The organism is Dyadobacter bucti (assembly GCF_005869225.1).
Lineage (GTDB): Bacteria > Bacteroidota > Bacteroidia > Cytophagales > Spirosomataceae > Dyadobacter > Dyadobacter bucti.
In genome coordinates, this window is sequence record NZ_SWFP01000002.1 from 878,591 (window position 1) to 901,356 (window position 22,766).

Annotated in this window: 9 protein-coding genes; all 9 read right to left on the minus strand. The window is 48.1% G+C overall.

What is annotated here, in order from left to right; genetic code table 11:
* On the minus strand, positions 1-2,841 hold the full coding sequence (locus tag FBF61_RS08605) for a hypothetical protein (RefSeq protein WP_138476789.1): 2,841 nt from the start codon (positions 2,839-2,841) through the stop codon (positions 1-3).
* 67 nt (positions 2,842-2,908) lie between these two features.
* A complete protein-coding gene (locus FBF61_RS08610; protein ID WP_138476790.1) occupies positions 2,909-5,398 on the minus strand; it encodes a hypothetical protein in 2,490 nt (829 codons plus the stop codon).
* A 76-nt stretch (positions 5,399-5,474) separates the two neighbouring features.
* Complete coding sequence (locus tag FBF61_RS08615) at positions 5,475-8,099, minus strand: glycoside hydrolase domain-containing protein (protein WP_138476791.1); 2,625 nt, start codon at positions 8,097-8,099, stop codon at positions 5,475-5,477.
* Positions 8,100-8,146: 47 nt separating this feature from the next.
* Complete coding sequence (locus FBF61_RS08620; RefSeq protein WP_138476792.1) at positions 8,147-9,220, minus strand: alpha-L-fucosidase; 1,074 nt, start codon at positions 9,218-9,220, stop codon at positions 8,147-8,149.
* 1,892 nt (positions 9,221-11,112) lie between these two features.
* Positions 11,113-12,876, minus strand: coding sequence for a RagB/SusD family nutrient uptake outer membrane protein (locus FBF61_RS08625; protein ID WP_166444471.1), 1,764 nt, complete (start codon positions 12,874-12,876; stop codon positions 11,113-11,115).
* A 33-nt stretch (positions 12,877-12,909) separates the two neighbouring features.
* Positions 12,910-16,446, minus strand: coding sequence for a TonB-dependent receptor (locus tag FBF61_RS08630; protein ID WP_138476794.1), 3,537 nt, complete (start codon positions 16,444-16,446; stop codon positions 12,910-12,912).
* Positions 16,447-16,656: 210 nt separating this feature from the next.
* Positions 16,657-17,823 (minus strand): FecR family protein, encoded by a 1,167-nt coding sequence (locus FBF61_RS08635; protein WP_138476795.1) that lies wholly within the window; start codon positions 17,821-17,823, stop codon positions 16,657-16,659.
* 76 nt (positions 17,824-17,899) lie between these two features.
* Complete coding sequence (locus FBF61_RS08640; protein WP_229214966.1) at positions 17,900-18,505, minus strand: RNA polymerase sigma factor; 606 nt, start codon at positions 18,503-18,505, stop codon at positions 17,900-17,902.
* A 44-nt stretch (positions 18,506-18,549) separates the two neighbouring features.
* The gene (locus FBF61_RS08645; protein ID WP_138476796.1) at positions 18,550-22,746 is read right to left on the minus strand and encodes a hybrid sensor histidine kinase/response regulator; all 4,197 of its coding nucleotides are present in this window, start codon (positions 22,744-22,746) and stop codon (positions 18,550-18,552) included.
* Positions 22,747-22,766 lie beyond the last annotated feature (20 nt).

A 22,766-nucleotide genomic window follows, 5' to 3' on the forward strand; every position in this document is an offset into this window, starting at 1 on the left:
TCAAGGTGTTATCAAAAACCATTTCTGGCTTTTGGCCGGGATGGATAGTTTCAAGGTCATTTTGCTTCCGTTCAATGCTATTTTCTTCGCCGGGCCGTCATTTTCGGAGATGCTCGCCTGCATTTGCAAGCCGGTATAATAAAGGTCCACATCGATTTCCCGGACAATGGCCTGATTGAGTGGATTATATACCATCAGCAAACCTTTTTCCTTTCCGAGCGGGTCAACGTGCAGGATTGCGTCATAATCCCGGCCGTCGGACCTGCGGAGATGCACGATGTCGGAATCCAGGATTGTTCTGTGTTTTTTGTAAAAATCAACCCATTTTTTTACCAGAATCTTGGTTTCGGGCGCATCGTACAATTGCGGCCCGCGGTAACATGCCTGCACACCCGCCCCGAACAAATTGGCCAGCCGCTGCTCATAATGCGGAAGGTGTTCTTTGAGTGGTTCGATCGTCGCGGCTGCGCCTCCGCCGTGGTATTGCACGAGCGGAACAAACATCCAGCCCATGGAAGGCGTCTTTTCCCAGGTACCGTCGTATATATTCTGGCGTTCTATGATTTCCTGCAGTTCACGCGGCAACGACCAGTTGGTTTCCCGGTAGCCCATGGCAATTTTGTTACTGCCGTTTAAAAAATACCAGTCGGGAATGTTCAGATAAATGCCTTTGCTGCGGCACCAGCGGTAAAATTCCTGTATTTCGCGAAACTGTTTCCAGCGAGAATCTTCCAGCCCACGATGGCCGGGGTGGTCTGGAGATGCACATATATCACCGGGGTATGAACCGTCGTGTTCCAGCAAATCCTGACCGGTTTTTTCATAAAAGTTATAGAGCTTTTTAAAATAATCTTTCCCCCACACGCTTTCCAGGCAGGGTGAATTTCCGAATGCAGGCTTCTTTCCCGGAGGCATCACCACATCGTTTTCCTTGTCGATCGCCCGGCTCGCCAGCAGCGAATAGCCGCCAATCGCAACACCCTTTGATTTGGCATAATCCTTCAGTTCTTTCATGCGCTGCAGGTTTTCCGGCGAAGTGTCTTCCAGATTAAACCCGCTGCCGAATGTCATGATCACCATCTCAAAACCTACTTCGGCACATTGGTCAATTGCCGCTTTCACGGGCTGGTCTTTGGCACTGCTGACGTGCATGATCACCGGGTTTTCGGTTACCCAGGGTGCTATGGTACGGTACATTTTCCTTTCGCTGAGGCCCCTTCTTTCGCGGTCGTAACTATCGTAAACCAGCTCCCAGAGCCGCATGCTTTCAAAAGAGGCGCCGCCGGCAAGTTCCTGGCCCATCCCTGTTTTGGGCATGCACACCAGCAGCGAAGGCGTTTGCAGGAGATAATTGACCTGGGTTGTATAAGTCGAGTCGACTTTCCATTCCACACATGCATTTTGTGCAGCGTTGGGCGACATCGATCCAAAAGCAAAATCACTTTCCGCAAAAATCGGAGGCATTTCCCAGCGCTGCTTGTGCTCCACGGCACTTTCCGCCTCGGTTACCGCCAGGTGTTCACTTTTGATATTATTGACAATAAATTCCGCTTTGCCTTTATTCTCCACGCTCACCCACTTACTGATCATCGGCAGGCCGTCGTACAATTCATAATGTACCTTCACATTAAGGCTGCTCAGAAAATCGAAATCCGAATCCGAACCTTTGTTTTCACCCAAAATCCAAAGTTGCTCAATCTTACTTCTGCCCACATTTCCGTCCGGGCCGGTGCTTTTGGTTTTACCTCCGCGCGGGTCTGTTTTCCCCAATCTTATATGTGTCGGAGTGCTGGCGACCGGCAATTCCGACAATACCTTATAGGTTTTCCCATCCTCAGAAACACTGCAGATCATTTTGCCCGAGCCTAAAAGTATTTTCAAGAAATAGGATTTACCGGTATCAAAACCTTCGAAATCCTGGCTCTGGCCGTCATGGAATATACGAAAACGTTTGTTGGCCGGTGAAAGGTGGAATTTGGAAGATTTGTCCCCCGCAAATTGCAGGGCAATACCCGGTCCATATCCACCACTTTCGTCCGTTCCTGAATTCAGCTTGCAAATGATCACCTTCGTCTGTTGCGGCAAAGCCTGTTCCCCATATACGACCGCGTTGGCAGGTACCAGCAGCTCCCCGGCTTTTGCTTCGTTGTTAAATGCATTGGCCAGCGCGTGCGAAGAAACGATGTTCCACTGCGGAGATAATTTGATAAAATCGTCTTTCAACAAAACTTCGCGTTGCGAATCCTGCGCTTTCAGGTTTTTGAAATTCCTGATCACGGACTCGTCGGCTTTGTAGGTAAATGCTACTTCTTTCCCTTTCGGCGGCCAGGGCAGCAGCTGCGACGACCATTCCGTCCGGCGGTTCCACTCGAAACGTTCTTTGATAGGCGAAGAGGTATAGGAAACCAGTTTGAGACTATACGGATCGGCCTTCATGCCCGGAATCCACTCGGGCAGCAGGTAATTTCCGATAGGCTGACCGGTAAGCCCGCCCACATTGATCTCGTTCCCGTTGACCCAGATCACCGCTTCCGGCGACACCGCCCGCACCAGCGCTTCATTGGTAATGAGGTTATCCAGACCAATCGTTGCACCATTTGGATTGAGCGTGAACGTCCTGGAAACCAGTCCGTTGCTCAGAACCATGTGACCTTCCGGGGTTTTGTAAATGGCCGATTTCTGCGCATCGCCGGTGACGAGCCAGTCGCTTTTGGCACGCAATGTTTCCTTATTGTAAACCGGCAGATTGCCGATATTGATCGTTTGCGCATGTGTGTGAACTGCCATAGCAAGGCACATTGCCAGCGTCAGCGCGGTCACTTTGAGGAGCGTTTTTTTCACTTTACTGATTTCTTTTGATTGCAGGATTAACCCGGGTTTAAGATATGAAAAGACATGAAATCCATTGTCACTTTCCTTTGACGATTTCAGCCTGGCCGACACTTTTGAAATCAAAATTCAGTACCGGGGCCTGCTCGCCGGAAAATTCACTTTTCACCACGATCTCGTTGCCGCCTTTCGACCACCTTGGCAATGCGCTGACTTTGATCTCTTTTAGTTTATTCCATGTTGCATCACAAAGAAATACGGATTTTCCGTCAATAATAAATTTGGAGCCTGCCTTTATCGGCTCATTGATCTCCAATACCTGATATTTATTGATTTCCAGCCGCAGTTTCGACACCGCGTCAGTTTTATTGCCGTCCACAGCCGTTGTGGTAATATACAATTGCAGAGGCTGTTCGGCATAAGGATTGTTGATTTTAAAATTCGACGCAACCGGCTCACCCGTCTGTACACTTCTGAATTGATGCACAAAGCCCGACTGCAGACTCACCGGATACAATTCCCAGGAAGTGTCTGTTCGTTTTTTCAGGTGAAATTCCTTTTTGGGGTCTTTAAATGCGGCGATCTGTGCACTGGTAAAAGCCTTCGTGTTCCGGGCTTTCTGCCACTCTCTGATGGCTTCAAAAAAGTCTGCTTTAAAGCCGCTTTTCTCGACAGTTTCATCCACACGGAGCAGGTAACCTGCATTAAAAGCTGCGCTTCTGGCCTGTATCCATTCAATTTCCTCGGGCCTGTATTCGCCTTCGAGCTTGAACCAGCCCAGCATACCCGGCATGTAATTACGTTCAAAATACCTTTGATTTTCAATACGGTAATTGATCTGGCTCTGTCGCAGGCCGCTGTACCAGGGTTCGCCCCAGTTCATATATGAGTATATATGCCAGAAATAATGACCGGTATTGGACCCGCAAACCAGCCTGCTCCGGTCCAGGTTTTTATTCCAAAGATCTATAAACTTATTTTCCCCGTAAGTACCATGACCGGTCGCTTCCAATCCTTCAAAACCGTCAAAATCCATGAGGTCGATACCGGTTTCCCTGCATACTTCGGCCAGCCGTCTGGCGTACTGGTCCTGCAAATAAATATCCGGCAAAAAGCCGCTGTAACTGTTATTGGCTAGTTTATCAACCACAACTCCGGCAGTATGGACTGCTTTTCCGGTATTAAATTGTCCTCTCACACAATTCAGCAATCGCCATGGTTTATCTTCGGAAACAGCCTGATAGGAGATCAGTTCTTTCCCGATCTTGATGGTATGCGTAGCGCCCGTATTCCTGAAAAAAGTTGGGTCTTTTACATTAATCGTCTGATCATCCGCAGTAATATCTTTGGCGAGTATTGAGCTTCCGGTTTTGCATAAACTGTCGCTGGGTATTGGCGAAACGTATTTGTCGCCGGTACCTGTAAAAGTGGTAAGCGTATGCACACCCAGGGAAATACCAGCTGCTTTTGCCTTGGCAGTCAGCCTTTTAATATCTGCCGCTCCATTCGGAAAACGTGCAGTTTTTAACCCGAAATGGCCCCAGCTTTCAAAAACATCACCAATATGTACCAGCCTGAAATCGGCCATTTTAGCATATTTAAGGCAGTTTTCCATATTATTCCCCTCATACATCATATAGGCTTCGCTCGTACGCGGGGCACGTTTGATCCAGACACCATCGATCATCGGGTGCGGCAGGCCTTCGCCCAGTTCTATTTTTTCAATTACGTTCAACGTTTCCGCCGCCGGACATCCGAAAAAAGCGATTGCACTGCCTGCAAAATCACTTTCCACCGGCGGTACATATTGGATCCTGTCGCCGCTGCCGAGTGTGCGGGCAATCCGCCTGTCGCGGGCGAACATACGGAGCTCGCTGCCAAATTCCTTTTTGACAGCCAGGCTTCCCCGGTACATCCGCACATATTCGGGCATATCGCCGTCGCGGTTCACGTCCGTGGAAACGGGCTGTCCGATCTTATCTTTCAGGGAATCCGGCAGCGTCTGGCCGGGCAGCGGATCTATAAACGAGCCACCGCCAGCATTGTCGCCATCGTCGGGAATCCCTTCGATGGTGTTGATATTGAGCGCCTGCAAACCAATTGCAAATGCAGTATCCCGCACCACGCCCACCGTTTCGCCGATCAGTTCGCCGATGGTGGTCGGATAAGGTCCCCAAACCACCGCCTGTGTACCATTCCGCGGGCTTAACGAAAGCAATTCAAACCGCAGGTATTGTTTCTTGTTCTGCACACCGATTGTAGCGGTGATGCCGCCTTCGTATTGGAGTGTAATCGATTGTTTTTGAGGATCATAAACAGCTTTTTCTGGCGCGGTGTATACCGAATCTTTGTACAAGCTCAGCATAGGCGAGCTTTGTCCTTTCGGAAAATATTCCTTGCCTGAGACCTTTTCCTGCATGCTCACAATATTACCGCGGTTGTTCAGCCCCAGCGTGAGATAATCCGTTTCCAGACTGAATTCTACTTTTTCCCCACACGAAAAAAACAACACAGCCGCCAGCAGGAACAGCTGAGAACGAAAAAGAAACTTTCTGTTTTTTAAACTCATTTCAATTATTTTTTATCAGATACTTAGGTTTAAATTGCCTTTTTCAGCACTAACAGCCCGAAATGAACCATGTACATTATTTATTTTCTTTTACTACGATCATATACCCCTTACCTCCCGGCACATTCACCGAGCTCAGCGATTGGAGCGGCTGCTCATCCTGAAAATCCTTGACAAACGGCATCGAAATCGTGCATTTGGAAGCATTATAGCCGAGCGCGGCCCAGTCGATAACAACGGAGGTACTCTGCGCTTCTTTGTCCCAGTTCGCGATCGCAACAATACTCTCAGTTTTGCCTTTGAAAACCGAGGCTTTAATATATTGATTGTTGGTGGTTACCGGGCAGGTTTTGTCCCAATATCCGATCAGGTCTTTTTCTTTGAAACCGTATTCATCCCAAAACTCCCATAGCTCGTCCGGCGTATTGCCTGCCCAGCCGGCGCGGTTGGTAATGCCATAAACCATTCCCCGCCACGGGTTACCGCCGCCTTCCAGCATTTGTCCAGGCAAACCAAACGGCAGGCCCGAAACTTCCACAAGCCAATGGTCGGGTGCGCGGTTGTAATCCCTGGCTTCGCCTATCCATACCAGGTCGAGGTAGGGCATGAGGTCCATGTAGAGATTGAGGCAGCTGGCAAATCCTGCCCAGGCGTTGTAATGGTTCCAGCTATGCAGGTCGATGCGGCCTTCGGGGCGGTTCCGGTCGATGACTTTCCGGGCTCTTTGTAAAGTGAAGCGGTCGAGTGCGGCGTCGTCGATGTATATACCGTCGATTTTCAGATTTTTTACCATCCAATCCAGGCCGGCGATGTAAAAATTATTGAGCCTGCTGTTCGGCGTTGTGATCACCGACAAATCGAACGAACCTTTGAACTTGCCCTCGCTGACCGGGTTATACCAGGCCGGAACATACTTTTCCCTCAGATTTTTGACCAGCCATTCATTCGGGCCTTTGGGATGCAGGGCTTCTGTCCGGCTGGCATTGCCGGGTCCCGGAAAAAGCACTTCCCCGTCCAGGCTGTAAAATGGCTGGAATTCAGGAATGTTCCTGGTCAGCTCGCGTGTGGTGTAATATAGTTTCAGGCGCTTGTTCTGCCCGTGCGCCTTGTCCACCAGCGTTTTGAGCTCGGCTGTATTTTCGTCGAGATAGGGATAATTGATAAAAGGATAAATGTCCTCCGCATGATGGATATTGATGATATTGGCGCCGGCTTTTTCAGCTTTGCCGATCTTGCTCAATGCATTGGTACCTCCCCCGTGAAAATACCGGTCGCCATATTTTTTTTCATTGCTAACAGACTTGAATGGTGTGATCAGAAGTTCAAAATCGTAGTTCAGTACGCTGCCGGTGGACATTTCCCGGCTGCCGGAATAGGCGTTCACTACGACGGCATTGCCCTTTTCATCCATGTTTACACCTCCTTTGTTTTCATTTCCCCAGGACGGAGGAAGCCGCAGGGGCTCAAATTTGTAATAAATATTGACCAGCGGCAGTTTGTAGTTTTCCGATTTCAGTTTCAGCCGCAGACCGCCGTTCACAGCGCCCAGCCAAACAGCATCCTGGTTTTTGGTCGTATCCCACTGCCATTTCCAGGATTCGGGGCGCAGGCCGCCTTCCCGGTTCAGCCCCATCATATAAGTTGATTTTTCTTTGGCTACCGGCACTTCCAGACGGATATCTTTGATTCTCAATGGCTTCAATGCCTTCAATTCCATTTGATAACCCGCAAACCCGTCATATTCCAGGCTACCCGTGCAGGTAAGCTGGCATTCAGGCGAACTGCTTTTGACCTGCCAGGTGATATTCCCTTGCTTTTCAGTGACAAACTTCACCAGCCCTGGCACCAGCTTGATGATATCGCCATTCTCTTTCTCTATCACAAAACGAAATGGCCCACCTGTGATCGGTTCGCCTTTTTCAGAGATATTTTGATTGGAACTGCTAAAAAAACTGGTGATTTCGGAAGGCAGACCATCGTTACCGATCACAAATGTTCTTCCGAGGATGTGCAGGGTTTTGTCCTTGCGACTTATAGGTTGATATCCTTTTGTAATTTCATCATCAATACCCACTGTACTGTTCAGCCAGTTCATGCGGGATAAACCTTTTCCTTCGTCGTAGCCGTGGTTTTCTACTTCCTTACCTTCAACCCCAAGCCTGATTTTAAGTGTCTCTTTTTTATCATTGACCAAAATCTCGGCAGTACCATCGTAAATTCCGGTAGCCACACCAGCCAGATCCACACCGATCCAAAGTGCCTGCACTTTTCCGTTCTGAATATTTATTTTTTTGGTAAAAGGTTTGCCAAGATAGTCGGTCCCTCCTGCGTTGAAGCAGCTTATCTGTTTGGAAGAAATGTTTTTCCCGTCCTTGCTTTTCAGGTCGGAGAATTTGATCGTTACATTCTGAAGGTCTTTTTTTACCGCCCAAACTCCTATCTGATAAACAAAATACTCGCCAGGGCAGGCATGCAATTCAAATGCTTTTTTGGTAAAATCCTTGTCTAACCAGGACACTTTCAGCGAATCGTTCCACCGGAGCGGGTTTTCCCTGGTTTCGCCAAACATATAAAATGAGCCTTTCAGAAACTGCCCGTGGTCCTTTTTCGCAACTTCCGGAGAGACGTATTTCTCCCCTCCACCCTGCCCGATTACGCGCGATGCAAAGCACAGCAGCATACTTAAAAAAATGTACTTCATTGAGATAGGATTTTGATGTTGGCCTGAGGCAAACCAGACCGGCTTTTTCAATTTGCTTTTAGTCTGCGCGAAATTCCCCGCAGGCACTCCAGATGCGATGTCTCGATGGTCCCGTCTCTGAAAAGGCACACATCAATGCTGACTACTCCGCCGGCCTTGTTGCATTTTCGGATATAATCGCCCATGAAGCCCGGCTTGAAACGCAGTCCGGGTGCACACCATTCATTTCCCAAATGAGACAGGATGTGCCACTGTACCCCGTCGCGCCAGCGGGAAGTGGGTATTTCACCAAACACATGTTGCTCACCGGTCGTATAGTCATCTTCGGACGTTGAAGAATTGGAGCTTGTCATTTTGGGATTATTCAAAGCGATGATCCTTTTCGGATTCCCCGCCCGCAGGCCTTTCGCGAGTATCGACCATTTTTTTTCATTGTATCCAAAATAATCGTAACATCCGTCGACCCACCAGCCTGCTACTTTGTCTTTGTATCGTTCCCCATACTCCGCCGCGACATCGGCCCACTTTTGTACATATTCCTCCGAAACTTTTTCGGTATAGCCCATCGCTTTGGCGGCTTTGTCATCCTGCCGCGGCCCGTCGCCGGTCCAGTAAAGCATGAGTTTGACGCCTCTTTTGTTCAGCGATTTATACAAATCCTCAACGAGGTCACGCTTCGAACAGGCCTCTCCGGGCTTAAAGCCAGTGAGCTTGTCGTAAGTTTTATTGGGGGCTATCAGGTAACGGGTCCGCTGCATCATGGTGAAGATCACATATGCTGCTCCAGTCGACTTGATCTGTTCCGCAAATTTCTCGGTATTGAACTCACCCACGCATTTGTCCCAATCGGAAACACCGTCCATGGTGGTAATATGGTCTCCCGCACATTGTACATCGTATAAATAATGCACAAAAACGCCCCAGCCCGCTGCCTTAAACCAATCGGTATTGCCCGCTCTTTCAGGCGAAATCCTGCTTAAAGTGTCGATCGTTAGGGTGTCGGGGCGCACCAATGCGCGCCCCGGTTTCTTCAAGGGTTCAGGATAGTTGAAATGATTGTTTCCCGGGTTAAGGGAAATAATTAGTGTAAAAAGGAGGGTCAGGAATGTAAAGTTGTTCATGGGGTTTTTTGTTTTTAAATGGCGGAACGCTCCCGCGCTCCGACCTCAGCAAAGCCCAACGGGCTGACATTTTGATAGAATAAATATTAACCATCCGAATGAACCCCGGCAGGGGTGATATTATTCCGGATCTTTAATGTCACCCCTCCGGGGTTTTGATTTCGGTTTTTCTTTTCGTTTCTATAAAAATTTCATCCCTTCGGGATTATCGCTGCGGCATCTATACAGAATTCCGATGGCGACCCTGTGCCTTGGCTCCGACCGCAGCAAAGCCCAAAGAGCTGATATTTTTATAGTTTCTATAATTATTACATCGCTTCGGGATTGTTGCTACGGCATCGAAACTAAATTTTCGATGGCGACCCCGTCCCGTCGCTCCGACCTCAGCAAAGCCCAACGGGCTGACATTTTTATAGAAATAAATATTAACCATCCGATTGAACCCCGGCAGGGGTGATATTATGAATGCTAATGCCACCCCTTGCGGATTTTCGCTACGGTATCAAAACAGAATTTTCGATGGCGACCCCGTCCCGTCGCTCCGACCTCAGCAAAGCCCAAAGAGCTGACATTTTTATAGAATAAATATTAACCATCCGATTGAACCCCGGCAGGGGTGATATTATTCCGGATCTTTAGTGTCACCCCTCCGGGGTTTTGATTTCGGTTTTTCTTTTCGTTTCTATAAAAATTTCATCCCTTCGGGATTGTCGCTGCGGCATCTATACAGAATTCCGATGGCGACCCGTCCCGTCGCTCCGACCTCAGCAAAGCCCAACGGGCTGACATTTTTATAGAAATAAATATTAACCATCCGATTGAACCCCGGCAGGGGTGATATTATGAATGCTAATGTCACCCCTCCGGGGTTTTGATTTCGGTTTTTCTTTTCATTTCTATAAAAATTTCATCCCTTCGGGATTGTTGCTACGGCATCGAAACAGAATTTTCAATGGCGACCCCGTCCCTTCGCTCCGACCTCAGCAAAGCCCAACGGGCTGACATTTTTATAGAAATAAATATTAACCATCCGATTGAACCCCGGCAGGGGTGATATTATTCCGGATCTTTAATGTCACACCTCCGGGGATTTTCGCTACGGCATCAAAACAAAATTTTCGATGGCGACCCCGTCCCGTCGCTCCGACCTCAGCAAAGCCCAACGGGCTGACATTTTTATAAAAATAAATATTAACCATCCGATTGAACCCCGGCAGGGGTGATATTATTCCGGATCTTTAATGTCACCCCTCCGGGGTTTTGATTTCGGTTTTTCTGTTCGTTTCTATAAAAATTTCATCCCTTCGGGATTGTCGCTGTGGCATCTATACAGAATTCCGATGGCGACCCTGTGCCTCGCTCCGACCTCAGCAAAGCCCAACGGGCTGACATTTTTATAGAAATAAATATTAACCATCCGATTGAACCCCGGCAGGGGTGATATTATGAATGCTAATGCCACCCCTCCGGGGTTTTGATTTCGGTTTTCTTTTCGTTTCTATAAAAATTTCATCCCTTCGGGATTGTCGCTGCGGCATCTAGACAGAATTCCGATGGCGACCCTGTGCCTTCGCTCCGACCGCAGCAAAGCCCAAAGAGCTGATATTTTTATAGTTTCTATAATTATTACATCGCTTCGGGATTGTTGCTACGGCGTCAAAACAAAATTTTCGATGGCGACCCCGTCCCGTCGCTCCGACCTCAGCAAAGCCCAACGGGCTGATATTTTTATAGAAATAAATATTAACCATCCGATTGAACCCCGGCAGGGGTGATATTATGAATGCTAATGCCACCCCTCCGGGGTTTTGATTTCGGTTTTTCTTTTCGTTTCTATAAAAATTTCATCCCTTCGGGATTATCGCTGCGGCATGCCGGGCGGCCAAAGAAGGCTACTCCAAAGGATCAAATGTCCCGCCCCAGCCTTTATTCTGCTCGATTTTACTGTTACGATCCAGAACTGATTTAGGAATGCCGAAGAACGAATATTTGTCTTCCTCCAGCATTACGATCGGCCGGTAGTCACGCACTTCCGAAATGGTGAACTGGTTCGCGATGGCGTTGATGTCTTCCAAACCCTTGGGCCGGTTGGCTGCAGTACCATTCCATTCGAATCTTAATCCGTGGAAATATTTGTCCTTGAAGCTGTTGAAAGTCGAAGCATAGATCCGCCATCTCCGCAAATCCCAGAAACGCTGTCCTTCGAATGCAAATTCTACCAAACGCTCGTCCATCATAGCTTTTCTTACATCCGCAATGGTCGTGGCCGTGATGCCATAGTTTGCTTTTGCACCCGGCTCAATGCCCGCCCGCTCGCGGATTTTGAACATTGCCGCCAATGCCTCGGCAGTCTTATTGATTTCATTGGCTGCCTCGGCCATATTCATGAGGACTTCGGCATAACGGATCTCGATCCAGTCCACCTGTCCGTCTTCAACGGTGGTGCGGGTAATGTTCCTGTCGAGCATTTTGGCAGGATAAAAACCTGAATGCGAATAGAGGTTTTCGCTATTGTCGGCTCTTGCTTCCTTGCCATTGATGCCCGTCGCCGGGTTTCCGTCCGAATCATAGTAGTAAGTCCACATATTTTCTTTACCAAACATTTCGGCCAGGAAAGGCTCGGCGCCGTTGTAGGCGATGGATGCATAAAAACGTTTATCCCGGTCTTTAAACAATGTCTTGTAATCCATTTTGGCAGGATCATATTTCGACCCGTCTTTCATCGGATAGGCATTAACCAGTTCGAGAGAAGGGATATTCCCGCCTACACAACCCCGCGCATACAGCAGCGGACGCATACAAGCCTGGGAGTAACCATTGGCAAAACCTGGGTACTGGAATCTCTTGACCATAATCACTTCCTTGTTCATTTCGTCTGTCCAGAGGTCCTTGTAATTGGCATACAAACCTTTACCCTGCGAATCCAGAAATGCCAGTGCTTCTTTGTTTGCATTGTAAGCCGTTGTCCAGCGTGCGATATCATTGGCTCGGTTGAACTGTGGGCTCGCCCAGTACAAAAGCACGCGGCCTTTGAAAGACATGGCCACACATTTATCGATCCGGCCAACTGTGGAAAGCGGCTCCACCAGGGAAATGGCTTCGTCCAGATCCTTCACAATCTGCGCAATACATTCCGAAGTTTTGCTTCTTGGCACAAAAATCGCGGCATCGTCTCCGGGGGCTTCGGGTTTTAATATCAGTTCAACACCTCCGTAGGCCTTCACCAACCGGAAATAAGCCCATGCCCGCCAGAAATACGCCTGGCCTTTCAGCGAGGCTTTGATATCATCGGCAAAAGTAGCTTTGTCGACCAGGGCCAGGAAAATGTTGATCTTCCTGATATGATCGTAGGGAGGACTGTCGGTATTGCCGATATCGTTGTATGAATCTGCGGTAAGCGTACCATTCAGATATTCGCTGAGCGCCTCGGCGTACTCGCTGTTTACAACCATGGTTTCGTCGGTGCGGCGGCCTACGGTAAAATTGCTCGGCATAAAATTAGCGTACATGTCGTTCACATAAGCCTCCGCTACCTTTGGATTGGTGAGAACGTCCTCGCTTCCAAGTGCTTCCAGATTCGACTTGTCGAGCGGGTCACATCCTGCGAAGAGCAGAAAGAACAACAGATTTGACAAGAATATATATACTGATTTCATGTTGTTATGCATTAGGGAAAAATGACAAATTGATTAAAACGTGATGTTTGCGCCCATGGTGAAGGTTTTCATGGTCGGGTATGCATTCATACCTGCCACACTCGGATCGTGGTATTTGTATTTCGAGAGTGTAAACAGGTTGGTTCCCGACACGAAAAAGTTAATCGCCGACATAGAAACCTTCTTTACGATGCTTTTGGGTACCATGTAATTCAGATTTACATTTTGAAAGCGCAAAAAGCTTCCGTTTTTCAACCAGAACGTAGAAGCAAGGTGATCGTTGGTGTAATCCCAGGTCACCGGCTGCGGGTATTCCGCATTTACGTTTTCGGGAGACCATGAATCCAGCCAGAACGATGGCGGGCGTGCTCCGTCGAAAAAGCGTCTGCCATATCCGTCGTCGTACAATTTGGAGCCGCCGGTAACGCCCTGAACGAACACATCCACGCCTATACCTTTCCAGCTCGCCCGCAAGTTCAATCCGAATGTATATGGGTTCAGCGAATGTTTGCCTTTCAGTACCTGGCGGTCGTAATCATCGATCTTGCCGTCGGGTGCGCCATTCTGACCATTGACATCCTGAAAGTTAATCGCTCCCAATGCGGCCGGACGTCCGTAAATGGTATACCCCGCAGGCAAAGCAGCCAGTTGTTCGTTGGTGCGGATGATATCCGTGGCAACCAGCATTTTGATATAATCGGTAGGACGACCGTTCGGATTATCCACATCCTGAACGTTCTGGGCCACATCACGCAGTTTTACTTTATTGGCGGCATAGGAGAAGTTACCTTTGATACCATAGGAAACATCGCCGGCATTGCCATTGTATCCCAACTCGAACTCGTAACCCTGTGCATTGACAATCCCGTAGTTTTCTGGCGGCATGCTGCCTCCGAATGACACCGGCAGGGATGCAATCCGGGAATCGAGAATGTCATAATTATGTCTTTTGAAATACTCCGCCGAGAACAGGAACCCGCCTAAAAATTGCGCGTCCAGCCCCAAATTAAGCTCGCTTGTTTTTTCCCAGGTTAATTTTTCATTCACGATACCATTGTAACGCACACGCGGCTGAGGTGTATTTCCGAACAAGTAATCACCATTTACAGAATAGGATTCGGCCCATTTCCAGCCACCGACGGCATCATTACCCGCAAGACCAAAGGAACCGCGCAGTTTCAGGAAATCGATCTTTTTAATATTGAAAAAATTCTCTTTTGATAATACCCATCCTCCCGACACCGAAGGAAATACCCCCCAGCGATAGTCAGGCCCGAAAAGCATCGAACCGTCTCGACGGGCCGTTGCATTGATAAAATATTTGTCATCGTAGCTGTACAAAACCCGGCCAATGTAGGAAGCCCGGCCAAACTCCCTTTCCTTGCCATTCACATAAGAGTCTGTCCGTGAAGAGGATGTTGCCCAGAACTGGTCGTTTTGTACCAAAGGAAAACCTTCACGCACGCCGTAGAAATAATCGTATTTGCCTTCACTTTGTTCGTAAATCAGCACCGCGTCCACATTGTGTTTACCAAACTGCCGGGCATAATTCGCACTGAAGTTCAGCTGGTAATTGCTGGTTGCCTCCTGGATTTTGGCGAGGCGTTCTTTGTTGGGATACGCCGATTTGATGCTGCCGATAATTTCGTCCGTATAAATGAATCCGCTGGTACCTTTTCTGACAACATCGTACAAAGTGGTTTTCAGCTCGTGCAACTTCATGGTTGTGGCTTCATAATTCGGGCTGAATTTACCTGAAACCGACAATCCCGGCAGGAAAGGAAGCTTGTAGGTCAGGCCGAGGATCATCTGGATATTGCGTTCGATGCGGGTGTTGCTGCCACCTTCTTCCACAAATGCGAGCGGGTTACCGATCCAGCCCGGGTTAATGAATTTTCCATCAGAAGTTTTAGGCGGGACGTTTGGCAGGTAATAAAGCAGCCTTCCCCAGAGGTTCCCGAAAGCAGGATTTATGTCGAAACCGTCATCGCCGGAAAGGTCTTCCTGCATGGCAAACCGCTTTTTTGTTCCCTGATTGTAAGAGACGTTGAAAACGCCGGTGAGGTTTTTTGTAATATTTACGTCAATATTAGAGCGGAAATTATATTTTTTGAAATCTGCATTTTTAATAAAGGCTGTCTGGTCAAAATAGGAACCACCAATGAAATATTTCACGGCATCGGTCCCTCCCGAGGCAGAAAGGGAATGTCTTTGCAGGACCGGATTTTTGTAAGCAAGTGTATACCAAGCTTTTGCTGGGTCGTGATCATTGAAATAAGCCACTTCCTCTTCGTCGTACATCGGTGCAATTCCCCGGTTTGTCCGCGCATAATTGTTGAGCCGCACCATATCCTTGGCCCCCACATAATCCGGGATCTTGGACGGATTGTCGAAGCTGTAAGAATAGTTGTAATTCAGCTGAAACTTGCCGGAAGCTCCTTTTTTGGTAGTGATCAAAACGACCCCATTGGCTGCCCGCGCCCCGTAAATCGCACCGGATGCCGCGTCTTTAAGGACGGTTACATTGTCCACCTCGGAGTAGTCCAGTGCATCAAACATTCGTTTGTCCGTGATCACCCCGTCTATGACATAGAGCGGATCGTTACCGGTGTCTTTCCAGGTATTGACGGAACGTATCCTGATCGCGGGCGCATACCCCGGCGCTCCGGAGGCCTGGTTGACATACACCCCGCTCAGTCTTCCCGCCAGCGCACTCGACAGGTTGGGTACCGGGTTATTCTTGACATCATCGGATTTCATGGTGGTGATGGCGCCGGTGACGGAGGTTTTTTTCTGTGTTCCATAACCAACCACCACAACCTCTTCCAATGCCTTGTCGTCTTCTATAAGTTTAATATCCAATACAGTAAGCGAACCCACAATGACTTCCTGGCCGATATAACCCACGTAGCTGAACACCAGCCGGGCATATTGATCGGGTACGTCCAGCTGAAATTTACCATTGACGTCCGTGGCTGTTCCCAGCTGCGTGCCTTTCAGCAGAATACTCACCCCCGGGAGCCCCTCCCCAAGATTATTGACCACCGTGCCCCGTACGGTAATATCCTTTTGTTCAGCCCTGTTGAGCTTCTCGACCAGCACACCTTTCATACGCTTTTCAACTTCCTCCTGCGTCCCTGCATACGTATTTTCTTTGGGCTCCGACATTTCCTGTATCAGTTCCGATTGCGGGCCAGGTACCTTCTCGCTCCTTTTCTTGATCACGATCGTTTTATCCACGATGCTGTAAGTGAGCGGCTGGCCTTTCAATACCTCGTCCATAGCTTCTTTAACAGAGCCGCTCTGCACGTTCAGCGTCACTTTCGAGGCATTTTTTACAATTTTATTGTCGTAAAAAAACTTGTAACCGCTTTGTTTTTCGATCCGGGCAAATACATTGGAAAGCGGAGCGTCTTTAACAGAAAGGATTATTTTCTGAGAGACGCTTTCGGCTGATACATGAACACATGCGATCGCTATCAAAAAAGCCATCAGTTTCATTATCAAAATCAATTTAAAGAAATAACGCTGGGTTATATACGCTTCTTTCCTGTGTAAAATAATTTGCATACTTTTGTTCGGGTTTGGATGGTAAGAATGTTTTTTTCCGTTAAGAAAGGCAGTTCTTTCCCGTTCCGCTTTTTGCGGACAGGAGGCTATCCCGATCTTCAGCCGTTTCAGGTCAGATCTGAAACGGTTTTTTTATGATCCGGGAACCGTATCGTGGTTTCTTTCGTCTTTATTTTCTCATAGTCGCAGGTTTAGAATTAGCATCGGGTATCAATCGGTCACTATTATTTTTTTGTTTTCAATCCGGAAATGCACGTCGCCGAGTTCGAGTATCTGCAGTACTTTTGATAACCTGGTATTACGCTCGATCTGCCCTACAAACTCATACTCCTTAGACTTACCTTCATAAACCACTTCCATGTCATACCAGCGTGAAAGCTGCCGCATCAGTTCGGGCAAACCGATGTTGTCAAACCGGAAATATCCTTCTTTCCATGCTATAACATGCTCGGTATCAACATTTTTTATATCAAAAACACCTTTCGATTTTTTTTCTGAACCTTCCGCAAATTCCGCCTGCTGGCCAGGTTTCAGTAATACGCCCCGGTCATTTCCTTTCGCCTCCAGCTTGATGCTGCCTTCCAGTAAAGTCGTTTTGATAGTGCTTTCGTCAGCATAGCTGTTCACATTGAACCTGGTACCCAGTACCTCCACCAGCTGATTACCCGCTTTCACTTTGAAAGGTACTTTTTTGTCCTTTTTTGAAACTTTCACTACCTCAAAATAAGCCTCACCCACAATCTCCACCACCCGCTCTTTCGCCTGAAATACAGTAGGAAAACGGATAGAAGATGCTGCATTGAGCCACACCCGGGTACCGTCTGGCAGTTTTACCTGATACTGACCGGCTTTCGGCGTCGTGATGGTATTATAGCCCATGTTTTCTGCTGCGCCCTGTTTTTCGAATTGATACACAAGCTCTCCCTGCTTCGTCTTGATCACCGCAAATTGACCTTCCTGTGCCAGTTTTCCGTTACCGGCCTCATGCAGCATAATACTCTGCCCGTTGGCCAGTGTAAGTTTCGCCCGGCTTTCTCCCGGCAGAGCATCCACGGCCATCGCCGTATCAGGCACCTGCGGCGCCACCGGTTTTTTGTAAAATACATTTACTGCCAGCGTGCTGGCTATCACAATACAGGCCGCTGCTGCGATCCACACCAGCAGGGGTCTGGTTTTGCCCTGTACCGCGGGCCGGTTCACTGGCAGTGCCGCCCAAACGACGTCCAGCTGCTTTTCCAGTTCATCTGAGTCCAGGGTATTATCCCCTGATCTGCCCTGACTGAGATACCAGCTTTCCAGGAGCGCCATTTCGTCTTCGGTAAGTGTGCCGTCCTTATATTTTTTTAAAAGTTCTTTAGCCTGTTGATCCCTCATCATACATATTCGCTGATTGATGTATATAAGACGGCTTAGTACCACAGAAGTAGTAGACGACCCAAGAAAATTTTTCTTTTTATAAGTTTTTCAGAATAAAAGCCAGTGTGAACGCGATATCGAGTTTCTGACGGAGAATGGTCAGGGCGTTGCTGACTTGTTTTTTGACGGTTTTGTCAGAGATGTGAAGTTCTTCTGCGATTTCTTTGTACGAAAGGTCTGTATTTCTGCTGAGTTCAAAAACCGCTCTCATTTTGGGCGGCAGGAGGGAAACCTCTTTTTCAATCAGCACCGTCAGTTCTTTTTCCCTCACCTGTTGATCGGTCACACATTCACCGTTCTCAATAAAATCGGCCAGGGAGTTGATATATTTCTGCTCCACTTTCCGGTGCGCGATCACATCTAAGATCCTGTTTCTGACAGCTTTATACAAATAGGAAGAAAACGACGTGGTCAGCTTTACGGACTTTCGGTTGACCCAGAGTGCCGTGAACAGTTCCTGTAAAATATCCTTGGCCTCTTCCTGGTCGCCCAGCATGCGGTAGGCATGCAGAAAGAGCACACCTTTGTAGCGTTGATAGATTTCGGCAAATGCCTGATCATCGTCTTGCGCTACCAGTGCAGCCAATTCAAAATCGCTACTTTGCTGATAAGAATCCATGTCATAAAAAACCAAATATAACATAAATATAACACAGCAAATTACTACTGTAAAAAACAATCGTCAGTTCATTGCCCAGTCTGTTGTTCGGTCAGGCCCTTCTTGTTGACATAGGCTTTTTCAAGTGAAATTTTGATTTCTTCCAGTCTGAGCGGTTTGGATATGTAGTAGTCCATGCCGGCCCTGATGCATTCTTCTTGATCTTCCTTCATGGCATTGGCCGTCATGGCCACAATAAAAGGCTGCTCCATTTCTTGCGCACGGATCCGGCGCGTAGCTTCCAGACCGTCCAGCTCAGGCATTTGTACATCCATAAAAACCACGTCGAAATTGTCTTCAATGGCAGCTTCGACTGCTTCGAGACCGTTCCTGGTCACAACGGGACTGTAGCCGAGTTTTTTGAGAATATTGATAAAAAGCTTCTCGTTGATCTGATTGTCCTCGGCCATCAGAATGTGAAGTGGGTTGCTTGCAGAAAACGCAACAGAAAGATTCGACGATGCTGGTTCGCGGACGGTGTCATCCGTTTCACGTACCTGTTTCAGTTCCATCTGGATAAGTTTGCCAAGCTGGTTGTATCGTACCGGCTTGGTTAAAACAGCTGAAAACAATTCTTTTTGATTTCGCCCCGTATCATCGCCGACTGAGCTCAGAAGGAATATGGGCAGCGACGGATATTTTCTTTTCACAACGGAAGCCAGGCCGATGCCGTCCATTCCCGGCATGTGCTGATCTGTAATGACAAGATCAAAACTGGAACGCCCTTCCAGGATCTGAAGTGCCTGTTTTGCCGAGGACGCCAGCGTCGGGACCAGTTTCCACTGCTCCATCTGCACCTGTAAAATATGCAGATTGGTTTCATTGTCATCCACAATCAGCACCGATTTCCCTTCATTTCCTACGGTATTGAAATGCACATATTGACGCGTAGGCTGGTTACTGAGCCCGGCCACAATTGTAAACCTGAAACAGGTCCCCTCGCCCACTTTGCTTTCCACACCAATTTCCCCGCCCATAAGCATCACCAGTCGCTGACTGATCACCAGGCCAAGCCCGGAGCCTCCGTATTTCCTTGTATGAGAGGAATCCACCTGAGAAAAGGCCACAAAAAGCCTGTCGAGCTTGTCGGCCGGGATACCGATGCCCGTGTCGCGGATCGCAAAACGCAGCTCGATGTGTTCTGCATCTATCGCCTTTGAAAAATGTACATTGATAAAAATCTCCCCCTGATGTGTGAACTTGATCGCGTTGCCTACGAGGTTGATCAGTATCTGCCTCAACCGCTGGCTGTCCCCGATGATCTGGTTCGGCACCATAGGTTCTATTTCATATACCAGATCGAGGCCGATCGCAGCGGCCTTGGAGGAAAAAAGGTCCAGAACAGCTTCAATACAATCTCTGAGGTCGAAACTGATCATTTCCAGATCGATGTTCCCCGACTCTATTTTCGAGAAATCAAGAATATCGTTGATCACCGCCAGCAGGCTGTCGCCACTATTGATGATCGTTTCCGTGTACTCTTTTTGCTCCCCGGTCATTTCCGTTTGTGAAAGCAGCATCGCCATCCCGATCACCCCGTTCATCGGTGTCCGGATTTCGTGGCTCATGGTAGCCAGAAAAACGCTTTTGGCCATATTTGCTTTTTCCGCTTCCTCCCTGGCCAGTTGCTCCTGTTCGTTCTGGATATGCAGCTTTTCATTCAGGTTCTGAAGCTCCTGTTTTTGGCGGATGATCTCCTCGGTACGCTCCCGTACCTGCCTGACCAGCAATCTTTTCTGCTCGCCGATCACCTTGATGCGCAGCCTGTAAAGGCTGTATATCAAACCCAGCACCAGCAATGTACCCAGCGCCCTGAACCAGAAGGTCTGCCAGAACGGAGGTGAAATATGGATGATCAGGCTGGTACCTGCTTCATTCCACCGGCCATCGTTGTTGGCGCCTTTCACCTGAAACACATAGTCGCCGGGATCCAGATTGGTGTAGGTAGCCTTGCGATTGGTGTTGCTGTAAATCCAGTCTTCGTCAAAACCTTTGAGCTGATAAGCATACTGGTTCTTTTCAGGCATGGTGTAGTTCAGCGCAGCGAACTCAAAAGAGATAACGGACTGGTAATAACTCAGATGGATTTCTTTTGCTTCAAGAATATGTTTGGAGAGAGGCGCATTTTCCTTTCCGATTTTGGCGGGCTTATTGAAAATCTGAAAGCCCGTGATGTATACAGGCGGCACGTAGGAATTGTCAACAAGTTTGTCGGGATAAAAGGTGCTGAACCCCCGTACCCCGCCAAAAAACACCTCGCCATCTGCCGTCTGGTAAAAAGAATTACTCTTAAACTCACTGCCTTGCAATCCGTTTCTCAGCCCGAAATTCCGAAAAATCTTATTTTTGGGGTTAAACTGCGAAACCCCATTGTTAGTACTTAACCACAGATTACCCTTTTTATCTTTGACGATCGCGTGGATCACATTGCTGGCCAGCCCGTCTTTCTCGGTATAGGTGATAAAAATCTGCCGTTTCCTATCAAAATAATTCAAACCACCACCCAAAGTCCCGATCCATAAATCGCCGTTATCAGCTTCCTGGATAGTCTGTATTTTGTTACTGGAAATCGAGTTTTTATCCTTGCTCTGGTTTTGATACCGTGTAAATTGCTTTTTCACCGGATCGAAAAGATTGAGGCCATTAAAAGTCCCTACCCAAATTCTCCCCGCGCCGTCCTGGAAAACTTTTGTGACGACATCGCCGCTGATGCTCGTGCTGTCAATCGGATCATAGCGGTAATGCGTGATTTTGCGGGTTTTTATGTCAAAAAAATCCAGTCCTCCTTTCCATGTCCCCAGCCAGATATTTCCGTCACGGTCTTTGAAAATATTGTTCACGTCGGCTACCGACAGGCTCGAAGGGTCGTCGGGATCAGGCTTGTGGTGTTCAAATTTCCCGGTTTTGACATTAAAAAGGTCGAAACCACCCATGTGATAGGCCAGCCCGAGGATATCGTCGGAAATTTGTACGACCGAGATCACATAGTCATTGCTCAGCGAGTTGACATTGGACTTGTCGTGCCGGAAATGGGTAAACTTCTTGGTTTTTCTGTCAAAAAGATTCAATCCGCCACCGTCGGTACCGATCCATATCTTGTTGCTGTCGCTATCCCCGCAAATCGAAAGTACCAGGTTATTGCTCAGGCTGTTGTCATTGCCCGCAGTTTTGCGGTACGACTTGAACTTCCGCCCGAAGCGCGACTGAAAATTCACCCCGCCTGCAAAAGTGCCGATCCAGAGATTATCCGTCGGGTCGCGGTAAATACAGTAAATGGAATTGTCGTTGATGGAAGTATAATCGTCTTCTACCTGCCGTATGGTCGAAAACACATCGGTCGACTGATTGTAGATGCTGATCCCTCCGTTTTCAGTACCGATCCAAAGCCTTCCGTCGCGGTTCTCGGCAATGGACAAAACATCATTGTGCGCGAGGCTCTGGCTGTCGTCGGCATTGTATTGAAAAGTACGGAAGGAATCAGTTTCGGGCTGGTAAAGCGACAAGCCGCCCCCGTGCGTACCAATCCAGATATGTCCTTTTGAATCTTTATACAAGGCCTTGATCCAGTCCGATTTCAGGCTTCCCGGGCCGTCGCCGCGGAAGTACCCGGCATATCTGGCAGTTTCGGGGTTAAAACGGTACAGCCCAGATTCTGTCCCTACCCACAAAAAACCGTCTTTACCCTCAATTACCCGGGAAATATTGGCGGGAGCCTTGTGTTTATTTTTTTGGTCGGCACGAACAAATATTTTGCAAGACCCCTTCTTTGGATCGAACAGCAGCAACCCGTGGTTGGTCCCCAGCCAGATGCGGCCCTTGCTGTCCTGAAAAATATCATTGACACTGTGGTTTGCAGACTGGTCAAAATAACGTTCGAAACGATCCTCGTCCCTATTAAACCGGTTCAGGCCGGTTGCGGTACCTACCCACAAGTTCCCCTCTCTGTCTTCAAGAATGTCCAGAATATAACTGTCGTCTATGGTGTTAGGGTCGGTTTGCTCGTGTTTGTAATGTTTGAAAATGTAACCGTCATATCGGTTGAGCCCGTCATCGCTGCCGAACCACATAAATCCTTTTTTATCCATCAAAATGGATCCGATATGATTTTGAGAAAGCCCTTGGTTCGTAGTTAATGCTCTGAAGAACTGGTTCTGCCCGAATACAGCGGAAGAAAAAAGGAGCAGAATGAAAAGACTTGCGGGCCTAAATGCAGGGATGAAGTTCATTTTTATGGATGTGTGCACAA

What these genes read in the sequence shown, in the direction of transcription:
- FBF61_RS08640 (WP_229214966.1), bottom strand. Translation starts at nt 18,505, where the DNA reads ATGTTATATTTGGTTTTTTATGACATGGATTCTTATCAGCAAAGTAGC.
- FBF61_RS08645 (WP_138476796.1), bottom strand. Translation starts at nt 22,746, where the DNA reads ATGAACTTCATCCCTGCATTTAGGCCCGCAAGTCTTTTCATTCTGCTC.
- FBF61_RS08620 (WP_138476792.1), bottom strand. Translation starts at nt 9,220, where the DNA reads ATGAACAACTTTACATTCCTGACCCTCCTTTTTACACTAATTATTTCC.
- FBF61_RS08615 (WP_138476791.1), bottom strand. Translation starts at nt 8,099, where the DNA reads ATGAAGTACATTTTTTTAAGTATGCTGCTGTGCTTTGCATCGCGCGTA.
- FBF61_RS08635 (WP_138476795.1), bottom strand. Translation starts at nt 17,823, where the DNA reads ATGATGAGGGATCAACAGGCTAAAGAACTTTTAAAAAAATATAAGGAC.
- FBF61_RS08610 (WP_138476790.1), bottom strand. Translation starts at nt 5,398, where the DNA reads ATGAGTTTAAAAAACAGAAAGTTTCTTTTTCGTTCTCAGCTGTTCCTG.
- FBF61_RS08625 (WP_166444471.1), bottom strand. Translation starts at nt 12,876, where the DNA reads ATGAAATCAGTATATATATTCTTGTCAAATCTGTTGTTCTTTCTGCTC.
- FBF61_RS08630 (WP_138476794.1), bottom strand. Translation starts at nt 16,446, where the DNA reads ATGCAAATTATTTTACACAGGAAAGAAGCGTATATAACCCAGCGTTAT.